The organism is Streptomyces sp. NPDC008125, from assembly GCF_042957125.1.
In the GTDB taxonomy this organism is placed as follows: Bacteria; Actinomycetota; Actinomycetes; order Streptomycetales; family Streptomycetaceae; genus Streptomyces.
The window spans coordinates 49544-64635 of the sequence record NZ_JBIBHR010000025.1 but is presented as its reverse complement, the minus strand read 5'-3'; the positions used below and the strand labels follow the sequence as shown (position 1 = coordinate 64635).

Below are 15092 nucleotides of genomic sequence, written 5' to 3'. Positions count from 1 at the left end.
ACCCGCCCCTCCCGTGTGCTCACACCTGGATCGGTTCCAGCTCCCGCTCGAACCTCCTCCCGTCCCGCGCGATCCGCGTCATCGGGTGGTCGTCGCCGAGCTGGCGGGCCAGCTCCCCCACGGTCCTCGCCCGCAGCTGCTGGGCCTCCTCGCGCCGGCCGAGGTCCTCCAGCGTGACCGCCGTGTTCCCCACCATGGCCAGCACCTCCGGATGCTGCGCCCCCAGAGCCTTGGCGAGCTGCCCGGCGAGGACCTGCTCCGTCTCCAGCACCAGCTCCGCGTCCCCGAGCGCCGCGGTCGCGCTGGCCAGGTTCATCACGCAGAAGAGCGTGTGCGGGTGGTCCCTGCCGAACAGCTCCCGCATCAGGTCGACGACCCGCCGCGACATCCTGGCCGCTTCCTCCGCCTCCCCCGAGCCGAGCAGGTAGACGGCCAGGTTGTTCTGCGCGGCGAGCGTGTACGGGTGCCGCTCCCCCGGCACCACCAGGTACTGCTCGACCACCTCCCGCGCCGCGTCCCTCGCCTGGACCGCCTCACCGATCGCGTAGAAGTCGGCCGCGAGGTTGAGGTCGCAGGCCAGCGACTCCGGGTTGGGCGTGGTGTACTTCGCCCGGTACCTGGCCCGGGTGGCCAGCGTCAGCCTGCGGGCGTCCTCCAGCTGCCCCGCCCTGCGCAGTGCCACCGCGAGCGCCTTGGCCGCGGAGAGCGTGCCGGGGAAGGCGGGGCCGAGCGTCCTCTTGTAGCTGTCGTACGTACGGCTGAGCAGCGCCACGGAGTCCTCGTACCGGCCCACGTCGCGCAGGTCGCGGGCGAGGCTCACCGCGGAGGAGAGGCTGTACGGATGCTCCGCGCCGAGCACCTCGCTGCGCCGGTCGTACACCTCCTGGTCGATCTCCCTGGCCCGGGAGTACTGCCCGACCAGCCGCAGGTTGAGTGCCAGGTTGTTCGCCGCCGCGAGGGTCCTCGGGTGGCCCTCGTGGAAGATCTGCCCGAACCCCTCACGGGCCTCGTTGGCCAGCTCGATCGCCCGCCCGTACTCCCCGAGCATGCCGAGGTCGGTCGCCAGGCTGCTCGTCGTCATGTAGGTGTGGGGGTGCTCCGCACCCAGGATGTCGCGCTGCCGCCGGAGGGTGATCTCGTCGAGCTCCTTCGCCTCGACGTAGCGTCCGCGCGAGCGGAAGATGTTGGAGATGTGGAAGCAGAGGTAGAGGTACTGGATGTCCTCCTTCCCCAGCATCTCCGCCCAGTCGGCGCGGAGTTCCGCGCCCAGCGCGGCAGCCGTGCGGACGTCGCCGCGCTTCCAGAGGTAGCGGACGCGGTCGATCAGCAGCCTGCGGGTCTCCGGCTCTCCGCAGAGGCGCGCCCCGGACGGCCCCAGATGCGGCCAGATGGTGGCGAACCGCGCCCAGTTCTCCGGGTTGTCGATCGGCTCGTCGTCGTCCGGCCGGGCCCCGGCCAGGACGCGGTGGACCACGTGCCGGGCCTCTCGCTGCTCCTCCTCGCTGAGCTGCGCCTTGATGACGGCCTGCACCAGCCGGTGCACCTGGATCGAGTTGGAGACCTGGTCGACCTTGGCGAGCGCGAAGCGGCCGATCTCCCGGATGACCCGGCCGAGGACGAGCTTCTCCTGGAGGGAGGAGTCGTACGGCTTGAGCGCCTCGATCATCTCCTTGCTGTAGAGGAGGCTCGCGCTGATCGGCTCGGGTGCGAAGAAGGCGCAGAGCTGGAGCAGCCGCACCGCGGCGGGCGAACGTTCCTTGAGCCGCTCGATGGAGACGTTCCAGGTGGCGGCCACGGGCTGCGGGTAGCCGGCCGGCTGGTTGAGGGACAGCACCTGGGCGGCCTGCTCGGCGAGCTGGTCGAGGTAGGTGCCGACGGGGGTCGCCGTCTCCGCGATCCAGGCGGCGGCCTGCTCGACGGCGAGCGGCAGGTCACCGACGGCCGTGGCCACCCGCCCGGCGTCCTCCTCGCTGAGACCGGGGGCGCGGCGGCGGAGGTGTTCGACGGACTCCTCGCGCAGGAAGACGTCGACGGGCAGCGCGTCGCCGTGCTGCGACCAGGTCTGGTTCCGCGACGTCACCAGGATGTGGCCGGAGCCGCCCTGGGGGAAGTAGCGCCTGATGCGTTCGGGGTCGTCCGCGTTGTCGAAGACCAGCAGCCACCGGTCGGTGGGCACCCCGCGGCGCAGCAGGTCGACGGCTTCCTTGGAGGCCGCCGCCATGTCGTCGCCGCCCTGCGTGCCCAGCCGGGCGGCGAGTTCCGCGAGCCCGGCGACCACGTCGTCGGTCTGCTCGGAGGAGATCCACCACACCAGGTCGTAGTCGGCCATGAAGCGGTGCACGTACTCCAGCGCCACCTGCGTCTTGCCGACGCCGCCGAGGCCGTACAGAGTCTGCGGCTGCGGCAGCACCACCGCCAGGCCCCCGCCGAGCTGGTCGCGCATGCGTTCCAGCACCAGGGAGCGGCCGGTGAATCCGGGGTTGCGCGGCGGGGCGTTCCAGATCTTCGGGACCGTGCCGGGGAACCGGGGCCCCGGCGCCGATCCGTCGGCCGGATGGGCCGGGCGGTCCAGCGCGCGCAGCAGGGCGGCCGCGGCGTGGGTCTCGTCGAGCCGGAAGAGGTCCACCGGGTTGCGGTCGATGTAGGCGGAGGTGAGCCGGACGTCCCCGACCCGGAACAGGATCTGGCGCCGGCCGCCGGTCTGGTCCTCGGCGCTGGAGCGCTGCCACAGTTCGGTGGCTCGCTGGGACTTGAGGTAGGCGCTGGAGAGCAGCACGACGGTGCGGGCGGCGGTCTCCGGTGCGGTGACGGGCGGTTCGCGGTCCTCGCGTTCGGTGGAGACATCGCGCGGTACGACGCGGAAGCCGGCCCGGGTGAGGACGGACTCGATCCAGTCCGCCCACATCCGGTTCTCCGCCACGTAGTTGAGGAAGATGTCGGCGGGGAGCGTGGGCCGGCGCCGGGTGAAGGCGTCGCGGATGCGCAGCCGGACGTCCTCCGCGACCGGTGGCATGGAGGTGACCTCCTGGTCGGTGACGACCGCCACGAGGCGTTCGAAGGCGGAGAGCAGCGAGTTGGTGAGCCCGGCTTCGTCGCCGAAGGTCGCGAGCGTCTCCTCGTACGCGTAGTAGGGGCGGTACGGGATCTCCACCGCGCCCCAGTAGGCGGTGAGTTCGTCGCCGGACAGGTTGCGCGGCAGCCGGTCGAACTTGAAGCGGGCGAGGGCCCGTCCGGCGTCGGCCTTCTCCTTCTCGCCCTCGTCGATACGCATCGGGACGGGGTAGATGGCGATCGGCCGCCCGCTGTAGCGCTCGGCCGTCTGGCGGGCCACGGAGGCGGCGCCGTCGATGGACTGGTCGCTGAGGGTGAAGCAGTCCACCAGTACGTCCGGGAGGTGGACGGTGCAGATGTCGGCGATGTCGCTGAGGCCGGTACGGCTGTCGATGAGGACGTAGTCGTAGTTGTTCTTCATGTCGTCGCGCAGGGCGTCGAAGAAGCTCCCGCCGCCGAGCCGGTCGTAGAAGTTGTCCCAGTCGAAGGTGGAGACGGCGGCGGAGTACTCGCGGTTCTGACGGCCGGCCGAGACGAAGTCGAGGGTGCCTCCCCGGGGGAACTCCCAGCCGAGCGTCTCCGGCGTCAGGGAGACGGCGTGCTGCTGGATGCGCGCGTAGTCGCGGTGCCAGTCGTCGGTGCGCTGCGCGGGGCTGGTGGCGGCCCAGGCGTACTCGGTGATGAGGTCGATGACACCGGTGGTGGCGCCGAGGGTGGCGGGGTCGAGGAAGGGGTGGAAGAACCGGTGCAGGCCCGGCGCCTCCAGGTCCCAGTCGACGGCCAGCACCCGTTTGCCGTTGGCGGCCAGGATCCAGGCGGTGTTGGCCAGGGCCATGGTGCGGCCCGTGCCTCCCTTGTACGAGTAGAAAGTGACGATCCGCCCGTCACGGCCGGCTGTCATACGTCCTCCGCTTGCGTCCCAGGGTCGAGCGTGTCGGGTATGAACTGTGTGTGGCCCATGGGGCCCGTCAGCCGGGTGCGTTCACCGTGCCCGCCACCCGCGGTGGGCGGATAGGCGGTCGCGTTGCGCAGATACTGCTGCGCGGCGACTTCGACGACCTGCGGCAGGATCTGGCCGAACGCCTCCATGGTGGGGACTCCTTTGGCCGCGACGCGGCAGAAGGCGCGTCCCTGGCTCATCTTGACGGGCATGGTCTGTTCGAGGATCGCGGTGAGTTCCGCCTCCTCGGCGGTGCTCTGCGGGTCGTCGCGGTTCCACGGGACGACCAGGGTCACCCAGGGTCTGTTGTCGGCGTCGAACGCGGCGAGTCTGCGGCGGCGGTCCTCGTCCCGGAGCGCCCACCGGTCGAGGATGAGGATCTCCGGCGTGGTGGGTGCCCGCTTGTCGGCGGACAGTTCCTGTCCCTCGGACTGTCCCTGGTCCTCGTCGAACGAGCCGATGACGGCCTGGTAGTTGAGCGAGCGGACGAGTTCCTCGGTGACGTAGGCCAGCGGGCGTGCGGCGGCCGGGTGGTAGGGGTTCCAGTCCTGCGGATTGTCGCCGTAGTAGGCCTCGTCCCGCCCGGGCGGGAGATCGTGGCGGGTGGGTGCGGCGATGGTGATCCGCATCGGTTTCGGTGCCCCCGCACCGCTGCTGCGGGATCCGAAGGCGCTGGGGGCGAGGCGGTAGTCGACGGGTCTTCCGGTGTCGATCCGCACGGTGTCGGCGACGGTGACGATGCGCTTGGCCAGCTCGTACACGGCTCGTTCGTACTCCTGGGCGAAGAGCCGGAGCTTGATCAGGCCGTAGAGCCCGTCACTGACGTAGCGTTCCCCGAAGTCCCGGTGGTTGAACTGGATCCGCTCGGCTGAGCCCGGTAACTGACTGGGTGGCACCGGTACCCAGAGCGCCGGGACGATCGCCTCGGCGGGCTGGTTGGAGCGGGCGCGATGGTGGATCGCCCGCTGCTCGAAGGCGTACCACTCCTTGCCGCACATCTCACTGGCGAAGTAGCGCGGCGAGAACAGCGGAACGAAGACCCGGCAGGTGGCGAGCACCGCGCCGAGCCGTTCCGACCAGCCCTCGCCGGATCGTATTTCCCGGTCCATGAACCCCGCGGAGGTACCCGCGGGGAGATCGGTCATGGCCATCACATGGCCGCAGAGATCTTGGAAAAGGCGTTCGACCCACATATCCGGGTCCGTTCCACCGCCGTACCCCGGTGTGTGCGCGTAACTGAGAAAGAAGTACGGCCGATGATCCGACGCTCGCTGTTGCATCATGCGTGCACACGACCCCCGTCCTGTGTGAGCACCCACATCCGATGCTCCGGAGTGAATGCGAGCGAATTCATCATTCCGGAGCGGACCGCTCTCCACCCCTTCGATCTTCGGTCATTCACCGCCCCGTTTCAGTCATCTCCCCCGCAGCATCGATCACTTACCTTCTTGATCGAAGATTGTCCCGGAGTCGCCGTTCCTGCTGACCCCCTGGGCACCGCTGAGCTCCTTTCGGATCACGTCCAGCAGACGCTTCCCGTGGACGGTCGCTTCGGGAGCTCCTTCCAACAGGTCGAGCGCTTCCTGCACGCCCGCGGGGAATTCCGGATCGAACAGCCCGACGCCCACGCGCTCATGCGTCTCGGCCAGCAGACGGGAGAACGGAACGGCGGTGCCGTCCCAGGGCGACAGATAATCCCAGTCCCCGTCCGCCGCGTACAGGTCCGTGACGTCGCACAGGGCCCGCAGCTCGCTTCTGCGGTATGCCCGCACCATCCCGGCCGCCGCTCCGGGGCCGTCGGCGTCCACCGGGACTCCGAGCGCTCCGTGGCCACGGGGGCGCTCGGGCCGGCAGCCGCCGGCCAGCGGGGTGACGGTGGTCACCGCTTCCGCCATGGCCGCGGCCATCGCCGGAGCCATGGCCTCGATCCGGGCCCAGGCGTGGGCGAGCGCCACCCCGAAGGCTTCGAAGGCCTCGGGCTCCAGACGGCCGGCGGCGGGCGCCGCGTAGCAGTCCCGGTAGGGGTCGAGATCGTCCACCGCCCAGCCGGGCAGCCCGGCCACCGCGAGCCGTCGGACCGGCCGCCAGCCGCCGCCCGGCTCCCCGAACGCGACGCGCACCTCCTCGCCGCTCCCGCGCTCCACCACGAAGCCGCCGGGCACGCCGCGGACGAGGACCGTCCCGTGGTCGCCCGCGCCGTCGAGCGTCAGCTCGCCGAGGGTGGGCAGGAACAGCCCGGCTCCCCGGTGGACCACCGGCACGGCGTCCGTCGCACCGGCGCGCAGGGCCGCCGCGGCCACGTACGAGGTGAGCCGCGAGGCCTCCGCGACGGCCCGGTCACGGTCCCGGTCGGAGCGGAGGCCCTCCACGGTCTCCTGGAGCCAGGAACGCGCGTACGGGTGGGCGAGCACGTGGTCCAGGCCTGCGGCACCCGCGGCCGACTCCTCCAGGGCACCCGCCGTCTCCCACGCCCGCGCCCAGGGCTCGCCCGCGAGGCCGTCGAGCACCGCGTGGAGGCCGGCCAGCAGCGTGCGGGTGAGCTCGTGGTGCTCGGCGGCCGTCCCGGCCGGGCCGGTCAGGGCGGGAGAGACGAGGGCCGACCCCGTACGCTCCTCGATCCCGCGCACCAGCGCCTCGAGATCCGCGCAGTACACGGACGGGTTGTCGAATCCGTTGGAGGAGCGGTAGCGGTGGGTGTAGAGCCCGCCGCCGCACGAACGTACGACGGGGCAACCGCGGCAGCCCTCGCTGACGCCTGCCAGACCGAGCTGGCGGGCCTGGACTCCCGGATGGGCGGCGACCTGGTCGAAGGAGTGGGTGAAGACGTCGAAGCCCGTGGCGGCGGCGCCCTCGTACGCGCTCTTGAGCGAATCCACCTGTTCCAACTGCCCGTCGGTCTCCACGACGACCAGGTCGGTGGGGGCCAGCCCGAGCGATTCGGTGAGACTCGGCCCGCCGCTCAGGGTGGACAGCACCGAGGAGAACAGCCGGACCGGCACCGGACGCCCCTGCTCCTGCCAGCGGTCGAAGATCGCGAGGAGCCAGTCGGCGTAGGCGACGGGCGACCCGTCGGGACGTGGCGGCGGGTCGTCCCACGTGGCGTGCGGAAGGAGGAAATCGATGAGCGGTGGTTCGAGTCCGGTCAGGGCGTCGAGCACCGCGTGCGGGTCGTTGGCGATGTCGATCGTGCAGAGGAGGCCGAGGTTCAGGTGGCGGTAGCGCTCCTGCCGGAGCAGCTCGACGGCTCTGAGCACGAGGGGATGGCTGCTGCGGCCGTCGGCGAAGCGGCGGTGGCGGTCGTTGGCCGCCCGGTCGCCGTCGAGGGAGATGCCCACCTTGACGTCGAACTCGGCGAAGAGGTCCAGATAACGTGGACCGAGCTGAAGGCCGTTGGTGTGGATACGGAGATCCAGTTCGGCGACCCCGGCGAGCGCGGAGCCGAACTCCTCGCAGATGCGGCGCAGACGCGCGGGGCCCGCGAGCAGCGGCTCCCCTCCGTGCAGGATCACTGACACGGAGGGCAGTGCGTGTGTCCCGGCGTGCTCGGCCAATCGCTGAGCAGTCCGCTGAATCACCTGGTCAGAGATTGTTTTTGGGCGGGTTCGCCAACTCTGGTCAGCATGTTCATAGACATAGCAATGATCACAGGCGAGATCACATCTGCTGTGAACCTTCAGAACGATTTCACGGAATGGGACCGGGGGTCCTGTCATTCCGTCAGTCTAGCCATCGGCACCAGGTGCGTCGGCGATGCGTGGGCGGCACAATGCCGCGGCACGCCCCCTCGGGCGAACTCGGATCAGAGCGAAGAGTTGAACGTCGACGTCCTGTTCGAGCGACCGCCCGGAACCGCGACGATCCGTCCGAGCTTTTCGGCCGCGGCGCCACCGGCCGTCTCGATCTTGGAGAGCGGCACGCGGCTGATCTTCGCAGTGGCGAAGGAGGAGGGGAATGCGTGAGTCATGACGGCCGTCCTTGATTGGCTCGTTCCGGACATGGAAACTGCGCCGGCCAGCTGCACCATTGCAGTGTCCGGCGCCACGACTTTACCCTCAGAATCTCGGCGAGCACATCTTCCCAGGCCTGTATACCTCCATTCGAGAACGGAAGTTGCTCGATTGGCGGATTGGGCCATTCCATCAACAGGGCTCCCCCTGTTTCGATCACCGGAGCGGACATGACAGCGATTCCTGAACCCCTGCGGTCCATGGTCTTCAGGGACGCCGACCTGCCCGAACTCTTCCACCGCACCGACGCCGTCGCCGTCGCCCGGCAGCGGGAGGCCGTCCGTACGACCCGCTCCCAACTCGCGCTCCTGGTCCTCGGGGCGATACCCGCAGCGCTGCCCTGGAGCGTGGAGGTCGGCGACTCGCTGCAACTCCTGGACTTACTTGGGGCGTTGGCCTACGCGGGCGTTCTGGTCGCGACTCTCCTCGCCTCGCACCGCAAAGCGAAGTCGCACTGGCAACTCAACCGCTCAGCGGCGGAGTTCATCAAGTCGAACTGCTGGCGCTACGCGGTGCACGGCTCTCCGTACGACACCACCACGCAGCATCCCGAGGCCGTGTTCGCCAGCAGGCTGGAGGAGGGACTCCAGGAACTGCGGAAGGCCGGCTGGGACGATCCCCGCGACGGTCTGGACGGGCCGGACGGGGGGATCATCACGGAAGCCATGCGGGAGTTGCGGGACAAGGCGTTCACCGTGCGCAAGGAGACATACGTACGGGACCGGCTCATCGAGCAGCGCCGCTGGTACCGGAGGCGGCAGTTGGTCTCACGGCGGAGTGCGCTGGTCTGGTCGGGCACGGTCGCGGCGCTGACGGCGCCGGCGCTGGTCCTCTGCCTCGTGCAGACCTTCGGGACGGGCCGCTCCTTCGGGCTGACCGGGGTGCTGTCGGCCGCCGCCGCCGCGTGCCTGGCCTGGAACGAGATGCGCCGCCACCACCCGTTGGTCTCGGCGCACTCCGCGGTCGAGAAGGACCTGGAGTCGATGCAGGCGGCGATGGAGACCTCGCTCACCGAACGCCAGTGGCCGGCGGCGGTCTTCGAGACCGAGCGCATCGTCTCCCCCGAGCACACGGACTGGCTCGCCCGGCACCGGATGTGACACGCCGTCCGTTCCGTCGGACCCGCGCTCAGTCGCGGCGCACGCCGTCGCGCCAGATCACGGTGACCGGGCGGCCCAGGGCGCGCGCGTAGGTGACGATGTCGCCGGTGCCGCCCAGGCCCCGGGCCGGGAGGCCGTCCCAGACGGCCACGAGCCGGTCGCAGTGGTCGGCGATCCAGGTTCCCGCCGCGTAGTACGCCTCGTCCGTGGAGTGGCGGAAGTCGAGCCGCACCTTCCGCCGGGCGAGGGACGTGAGGGCGAGGTAGTCCTTCAGCCCCGCCTTCTCGTCGAAGCACTCCTCGTAGTCGTCGCTGGGGATCACCGCCGTCAGCCGCGCGCCGCGCGCGAGGGCCAGCCGGGCGAAGAGCTGGTCCGCCCCCACGGCGAGGCTGGAGAGCGCCTCCAGCGGCTCCCCGGCCTCGTCCAGCGCCCTGCGCAGCCCCTCGCACACGTGGGCGTAGGCCTCCGGGGGAATGGAACGGTGTCCGGTCACTCCGATGCGGTGCACGGGCCTGGAACCCCCTGGGTGTCTGCGGGGGCCGGAGGGTGGACCTCCGTACGGACTCGGCGTCCGCCCCCGTCGCTCCTCTGCGTCCGACCGTGAGGCCATCATCGCGCAGAGCGGGGGGCGCGCGGGAGCCCCCGTCCGGGGCGAACGGGGGCTCGGGGAGGCCTGCGGAGTCACACGACCGGGCCGCGGGCCGGGTCCGCGGGGCCACCGGGGCCCACGGGGTGTCGAACCCCGACGGGCGCCGGCGGACCGCGGGATCAGGGTCAGAAGACACTGACTCCGTACGCGCTCAGTGCTTCGGTGACGGGCTGGAAGAAGGTCGTGCCGCCCGAGGTGCAGTCGCCGCTGCCGCCCGAGGTGAGGCCGATCGCCAGGGTGCCGGAGTAGAGCGGGCCGCCGGAGTCGCCGGGCTCGGCGCACACGTTGGTCCGGATCAGGCCGGAGACGATCTCCCCGTTGCCGTAGTTGACGGTGGCGTTGAGGCCGGTCACCGTACCGCTGTGGATGCCGGTGGTGGAGCCGCGGCGGGTCACGGACTGGCCGACGGTGGCGTTGGCCGCGCCGGTGATGTCCACGCTGCCCACGGTGCCGCTCTTGGTGACGCTGCTGTTGGTGTAGGTCACCAGGCCGTAGTCGTTGCCCGGGAAGCTGGATCCCGAGGTGGTGCCGAGCGTGGTGGTGTGGGCCGAGTTGGACCACCAGGTACCCGCGCCGTCGGTGCAGTGACCGGCGGTCAGGAAGTAGTAGGTGCTGCCGCTGCGGACGTTGAAGCCGAGCGAGCAGCGCCAGCTGCTCGCGTAGATCGCGTCGCCGCCCGAGATCAGCTTGCTGAAGGTGCCGGCCGTGCGCTCGATGCGCAGGGCGCCCGCCTCGTCGCCCGCGCTCTCCTTGATCTTCGCGATCTCGGCCTGGGTGACCGTGCTGTCCACGGTGACGACGAGGTGCTTGGTGGCGGGGTCGACGCTCCAGGCCGTGCCCGGGACGTCGGCGGTGAGCACGGCGTCGCTCGCGGCGGTGAGCTGGGCGGTACTGAACGTTCCGGCCGACTCGGCGTTGGCCGCCGGGACGGCGAGCGCCGCTACGGCGACCAGACCCGCCGCGATGGCGACGGCCCTGCTGCGTCTGGCGGTGGTGCTGCGGGGGGTGGTGCGCTTGATCCTCACTTCGCGTTCCTCCAAAGGGGAATCAGTGGTCCGTCCGTGGGGTGGCGGACCCGTGAGGCGCAGTCGGGCATCGGGCTTCCGGCACGCGTTCGCTATGCGGATGCCGTGTTCCTGACAAACGCTGATGGGGAGTATTTGCGACCGGCCGCGCGTGGCGCAAGGGCGCCTTTCGGCCGCCCCCGGGCCGTACGGACGCGGGAACGCCCCGGCCCCGGCAGCATGGTCGCTGCCGGGGCCGGGGCGGGGAGAAGCCGGTTCAGCCGTCGAGCCGCTTCCGCTCCCCCGCCGGGACGGCGACCGGAAGGGTGTTGCCCGGCGGCGGGAAGGGGCAGATGAAGTGGTCGGCGAAGGCACACGGCGGCAGCAGCGCGCGGTTGAAGTCGACCGTCACCGAGCCGTCCGCCGCGGGGGCGGCGGGCCGCAGGAAGCGGAACCGGAAGCTGCTGTCACCGCTGGTCGCGTCGGCGAAGACGATCCACAGCGAACCGTCCGGCTCGACCGCGGCCTGGAGGGTGTGCTCGGCTCCGTCCACGACGAACGTCGCCTCGCCCGCGAGTTGGAGACCGCGCTCGACGCCGTCGGCGTTCTTCACCCGGACGGTACGGTCCTCGTACCGGCGGAAGGTGCCGGACAGGCTCCAGCGCGCGTCGTACGGCGTCGCCTCGATCGACCTGAACGCGCGCCGGTTCGGCGCCGCCGGATCGAAGTCGCGGACCGCCCAGAGACCCTCGCGGCGGAGCACGACGAAGCGTCGTTCGCCGAGGGCCACGCGGGCGTCGTCGACCGGCCCGCTGTCGGGACGGAGGCGTACCTCCCCGGTGAGCGGCTTGCCGTCGACGGTCAGGCCGTCCTCGGCCCCGGCGGTGAGCACCAGGTCGTCGCCGTCTTCGCGCCACTCTCCCGGGACGGCCGGAATTCGCCCTTCCGGGTAGTCGGCGAGCCAGTGCGTCCCGGCCAGCGCCAGCGGTCCGTAGGGCGCCGCCGCGGCGGCGATGCGCCCCTCGTGCCAGCTCTGCCACTCCTGCGTTGCGTTCGTGCTCATGTGCTCAACCTTTCCATACGGGTTCGGGCAGCCCGAGGTGTGCCCGCAGGGTGGAACCGGTGTACTCGGACCGGAACGCGCCGCGTTCCTGGAGCAGGGGGACGACCCGGTCGACGAAGTCGTCGAGGCCGCCGGGCGTGAGGTGCGGGACGAGGATGAACCCGTCCGCCGCCCGCCGGTCGACGAAGTCGGTCATCTCGGTGGCGACGGTCTCCGGGCTGCCCACGAAGGACTGCCGGGTGGTGGTCTCGATCACGGTCTCCCGGATGGACAGCCCCTTCTCCTCCGACAGCGCCCGCCACCGGGCCGCCACGGCGAACGGGTCGGCGATCCTGACCCGGCCCTGGGCGAACTCGGAGTCCGGATCCGGGTCGATCGCGGGGAACGGTCCGTCGGGATCGTACGAGGACAGGTCGCGGCCCCAGACCTGTTCGAGGGCGAGGATCGCGTTCTGCGGGGAGACCTGGAGGCGGCGGATCCCGGCGGCGTACTCCTGGGCCTCCTCGTCGGTGTCGGCGACCACGGCCCTGGCCCCGGGCATGATCTTCAGGTCGTCGGGGCCCCGGCCGTACGCCGCCAGCCGCCCCTTGATGTCCGCGTAGAAGGTACGTCCGGCCTCCAGGGTGCCGTGCCGGGTGAAGATCACGTCGGCGGCGGAGGCCGCGAAGTCGCGGCCCTCGTCCGAGTCCCCGGCCTGGATGACGACCGGATGTCCCTGCGGCGACCGGGGGAGGGTGAACTCGCCGGAGATGTCGAAGTGCTGTCCCCGGTGCGCGAACGGCCGGGGCGTCCCGTCCGGCGTCCAGGAGTCCCACAGCTCGCGCGCGGTGGAGACGAACTCGGCGGCCCGGGTGTACCGGTCGGCCCGGTCGAGGAAGCCGCCCCGGCGGAAGTTCTCGCCGGTGAAGGCGTCCGAGGAGGTGACCACGTTCCATGCCGCGCGACCTCCGCTGAGGTGGTCGAGGGTGGCGAACCGGCGGGCCAGCTCGTACGGCTCGTTGAAGGTCGCGTTCACCGTGGCGGCGAGCCCGAGCCGGTCGGTGACGGCGGCGAGCGCGTTCAGCACGGTGAGGGACTCCGGCCGCCCGACGACGTCGAGGTCGTGGACGCGCCCGTCGTACTCGCGCAGCCGGAGCCCTTCCGCGAGGAAGAAGAAGTCGAACTTGCCGCGCTCGGCGGTCCTCGCCAGGTGTTCGAAGGAGGCGAAGTCGATCTGGCTGCCGGACCGGGGGTCCGACCAGACCGTGGTGCTGTTGACGCCCGGGAAGTGGGCGGCCAGATGCATCTGCCGGTGCTCGGTCATCGCTGCTCACCCGCCGTCCGGGCGAGCGCGTAGCGGCTGGCGGGGCGGGCGAGCCCGAGGTGCTCGCGGAGGGTGTGGCCGGGGTGGAAGGCACGGAAGAGGCTGCGGTGCTGGAGGAGGGCCACGGTGCCGTTGACGATCCTTTCGAGGTCGCGGGCCGGGGTGATGGGGGTGAGGTGGAACCCGTCCGCCGCGCCCGCCCGGTACCACTGGGAGATGAGCTCGGCGAGGTCCACCGGCCCGCCCCGGAAGTAGGTGCCGTGGCCGGCCAGCGGCGGCCCGCTCGCCAGGCCGGGCTCGGGGGCGGTCTCCGCGTCGCCGAGGTCGACCGCGAGCGCGACCAGCACCCGCAGCTCGCGCGCGGAACGGCCGTGCGTGGCGGCGAGCCGGTGGACGTCCGCACGGGCGGCGGCGGCCTGTTCGGGCGAGGTCGCTCGGATGTGCACCACGTCCGCGTGACGGGCCGCGACAGCCCGGGCGGCGGCGGTGGTGCCGTCGATCACCGTGACGGGCCGGCCCTGCGGGGGCCTCGGCACGATGGCGGGGCCCCGTACGGAGAAGGCGTCGCCCTCGAAGTCGATGTGGTGCACCTTGTCCCGGTCGATGAACCGGCCGGTGGAGGTGTCCCTGATCTCGGCGTCGTCCTCCCAGCTGTCCCAGAGCCGCGCGCCCGCGTCGGCGGCCTCGCCCGCCTCGGGCCACAGCGCCTCGGCGGGCTCGGCGGCACGGCGGCCGAAGAGCCGGGCCACGGCTTCGGTGGTCGAGACGTCGGCCGTCCAGCCGGCCCGGCCCCGGCTCACCCAGTCCAGGGTGGCGACGGCGGACGAGACGTGGAAGGGCTCGGTGTGCGTGGTGTCGACGGTCGGCACGAGCCCGATCCGCTCGGTGGCGGGCGCGATCCGGGCGAGCACGGAGAGCGCGTCGGGCCCGGGCCTGGCGAAGGAGTCGCCGAGGGTCACGTAGTCGAGGGCGCCGCCCTCGGCGAGCCGGGCCAGACCGAGGTAGTGGTCCGGCTCGTACCGGGGCGGGCCACCGATCTCGGCGGCCAGGTGGAGGGGTCTGCCGGTGGTCATACGGGCCTTCCGGGATCAAGGGGGGGTGGGGGCGACAGTCGGTCGGAGGGGGTGGGCCGGGGCCCTGCTCGGGGGCTCCCGTTCACAGGACCTTGGAGAGAAAGGCGCGGGTGCGTTCCTGCGCGGGGTGGTCGAGCACCTCGGAGGGCGGCCCCTGCTCGACGATGCGCCCCTCGTCCATGAAGACGACGGTGTCGGCCACCTCGCGGGCGAACCCGATCTCGTGGGTGACCACGATCATGGTGGTGCCCTGCTCGGCCAAGTCCGTGATCACGTCGAGGACTTCGCCGACGAGTTCGGGGTCGAGCGCGGAGGTCGGCTCGTCGAAGAGGAGCAGCTTCGGCTCCAGCGCGAGGGCGCGTGCGATGGCGACCCGCTGCTGCTGCCCTCCGGAGAGCTGCCGCGGGTACGCCTGCGCCTTGTCGGCCAGGCCCACCCGCTCCAGCAGGCTCTCGGCCGCGGCGATCGCCTCGTCCCGGGGCCGCCGCAGCGCGGAGACGGGCGCCTCGATGATGTTCTCCACCACCGTGAGGTGCGGGAAGAGGTGGAAGCTCTGGAAGACGAAGCCGATGTGGGTCCGCCGGCGCAGCACCTCGCGCTCGCGCAGTTCGTACAGCTTGTCGCCGTCCCTGCGGTAGCCGATGAGCTCGCCGTCCACGGTGATCCAGCCCTGGTCGGCCTTTTCCAGGTGGTTGATGGTGCGCAGCAGGGTCGACTTGCCGGAGCCGGAGGGGCCGAGGACGACAGTCACCTCGCCGGGCCGGACGGTGAGGTCGATGCCGCGCAGCACGTCGGTCGAGCCGAAGCTCTTGTGCAGGGAGCGGATCTCGACCATGGGGGGCGTTTCGGTGGTGGTGAGCGACATGGCGTTTCCTTGGGCACGGTTCGGACGGCGGACGCGG

At 71.3% G+C, this 15092-nt stretch carries 11 protein-coding genes; 1 reads left to right on the top strand and 10 read right to left on the bottom strand.

All coding sequences use genetic code 11. The features are described 5' to 3' along the window. Nucleotides 1–19: 19 nt before the first annotated feature. From fxsT to fxsA, 4 genes are all read right to left on the bottom strand, one after another. A complete protein-coding gene (gene fxsT, locus ACFZAX_RS31525; protein WP_390965747.1) occupies nt 20–3952 on the bottom strand; it encodes an FxSxx-COOH system tetratricopeptide repeat protein in 3933 nt (1310 codons plus the stop codon). Continuing rightward, a complete protein-coding gene (locus tag ACFZAX_RS31520) occupies nt 3949–5271 on the bottom strand; it encodes a TIR-like protein FxsC (RefSeq protein ID WP_390965789.1) in 1323 nt (440 codons plus the stop codon). The genes fxsT and ACFZAX_RS31520 overlap by 4 nt, the downstream gene beginning before the upstream one ends. 156 nt (nt 5272–5427) lie before the next feature. Beyond that, on the bottom strand, nt 5428–7704 hold the full coding sequence (gene fxsBH, locus ACFZAX_RS31515; protein ID WP_390965745.1) for a radical SAM/SPASM protein FxsBH, inactivated beta-hydroxylase extension form: 2277 nt from the start codon (nt 7702–7704) through the stop codon (nt 5428–5430). Between the two features lie 86 nt (nt 7705–7790). Further along, nucleotides 7791–7955 carry an FxSxx-COOH cyclophane-containing RiPP peptide gene (gene fxsA / locus ACFZAX_RS31510; RefSeq protein ID WP_390965743.1) on the bottom strand — a complete coding sequence of 55 codons (165 nt, stop codon included), beginning with the start codon at nt 7953–7955 and terminating at the stop codon, nt 7791–7793. Between the two features lie 213 nt (nt 7956–8168). On the opposite strand from fxsA, the gene ACFZAX_RS31505 reads away from it, so the two are divergent. Further along, nucleotides 8169–9098, top strand: a complete 930-nt coding sequence (locus ACFZAX_RS31505) for a DUF4231 domain-containing protein (protein WP_390965742.1) — start codon at nt 8169–8171, stop codon at nt 9096–9098. Nucleotides 9099–9126: 28 nt separating this feature from the next. Here ACFZAX_RS31505 and ACFZAX_RS31500 read toward each other — a convergent pair whose 3' ends face one another. The 6 genes from ACFZAX_RS31500 to ACFZAX_RS31475 form a co-directional block, all read right to left on the bottom strand. Next, complete coding sequence (locus tag ACFZAX_RS31500) at nt 9127–9606, bottom strand: hypothetical protein (RefSeq protein ID WP_390965740.1); 480 nt, start codon at nt 9604–9606, stop codon at nt 9127–9129. Between the two features lie 266 nt (nt 9607–9872). Continuing rightward, the gene (locus tag ACFZAX_RS31495; RefSeq protein ID WP_390965739.1) at nt 9873–10772 is read right to left on the bottom strand and encodes an alpha-lytic protease prodomain-containing protein; all 900 of its coding nucleotides are present in this window, start codon (nt 10770–10772) and stop codon (nt 9873–9875) included. Nucleotides 10773–11028: 256 nt separating this feature from the next. Continuing rightward, nucleotides 11029–11814: a DUF1684 domain-containing protein gene (locus tag ACFZAX_RS31490; RefSeq protein WP_390965737.1), complete on the bottom strand. Its 786-nt coding sequence runs from the start codon at nt 11812–11814 to the stop codon at nt 11029–11031. 4 nt (nt 11815–11818) lie between these two features. Beyond that, nucleotides 11819–13099, bottom strand: a complete 1281-nt coding sequence (locus ACFZAX_RS31485; protein WP_390965788.1) for an NtaA/DmoA family FMN-dependent monooxygenase — start codon at nt 13097–13099, stop codon at nt 11819–11821. Between the two features lie 14 nt (nt 13100–13113). Continuing rightward, nucleotides 13114–14190: an LLM class flavin-dependent oxidoreductase gene (locus tag ACFZAX_RS31480; protein ID WP_390965736.1), complete on the bottom strand. Its 1077-nt coding sequence runs from the start codon at nt 14188–14190 to the stop codon at nt 13114–13116. An 82-nt stretch (nt 14191–14272) separates the two neighbouring features. Next, nucleotides 14273–15025: an ATP-binding cassette domain-containing protein gene (locus tag ACFZAX_RS31475; RefSeq protein WP_390965786.1), complete on the bottom strand. Its 753-nt coding sequence runs from the start codon at nt 15023–15025 to the stop codon at nt 14273–14275. Between the last annotated feature and the right edge of the window lie 67 nt (nt 15026–15092).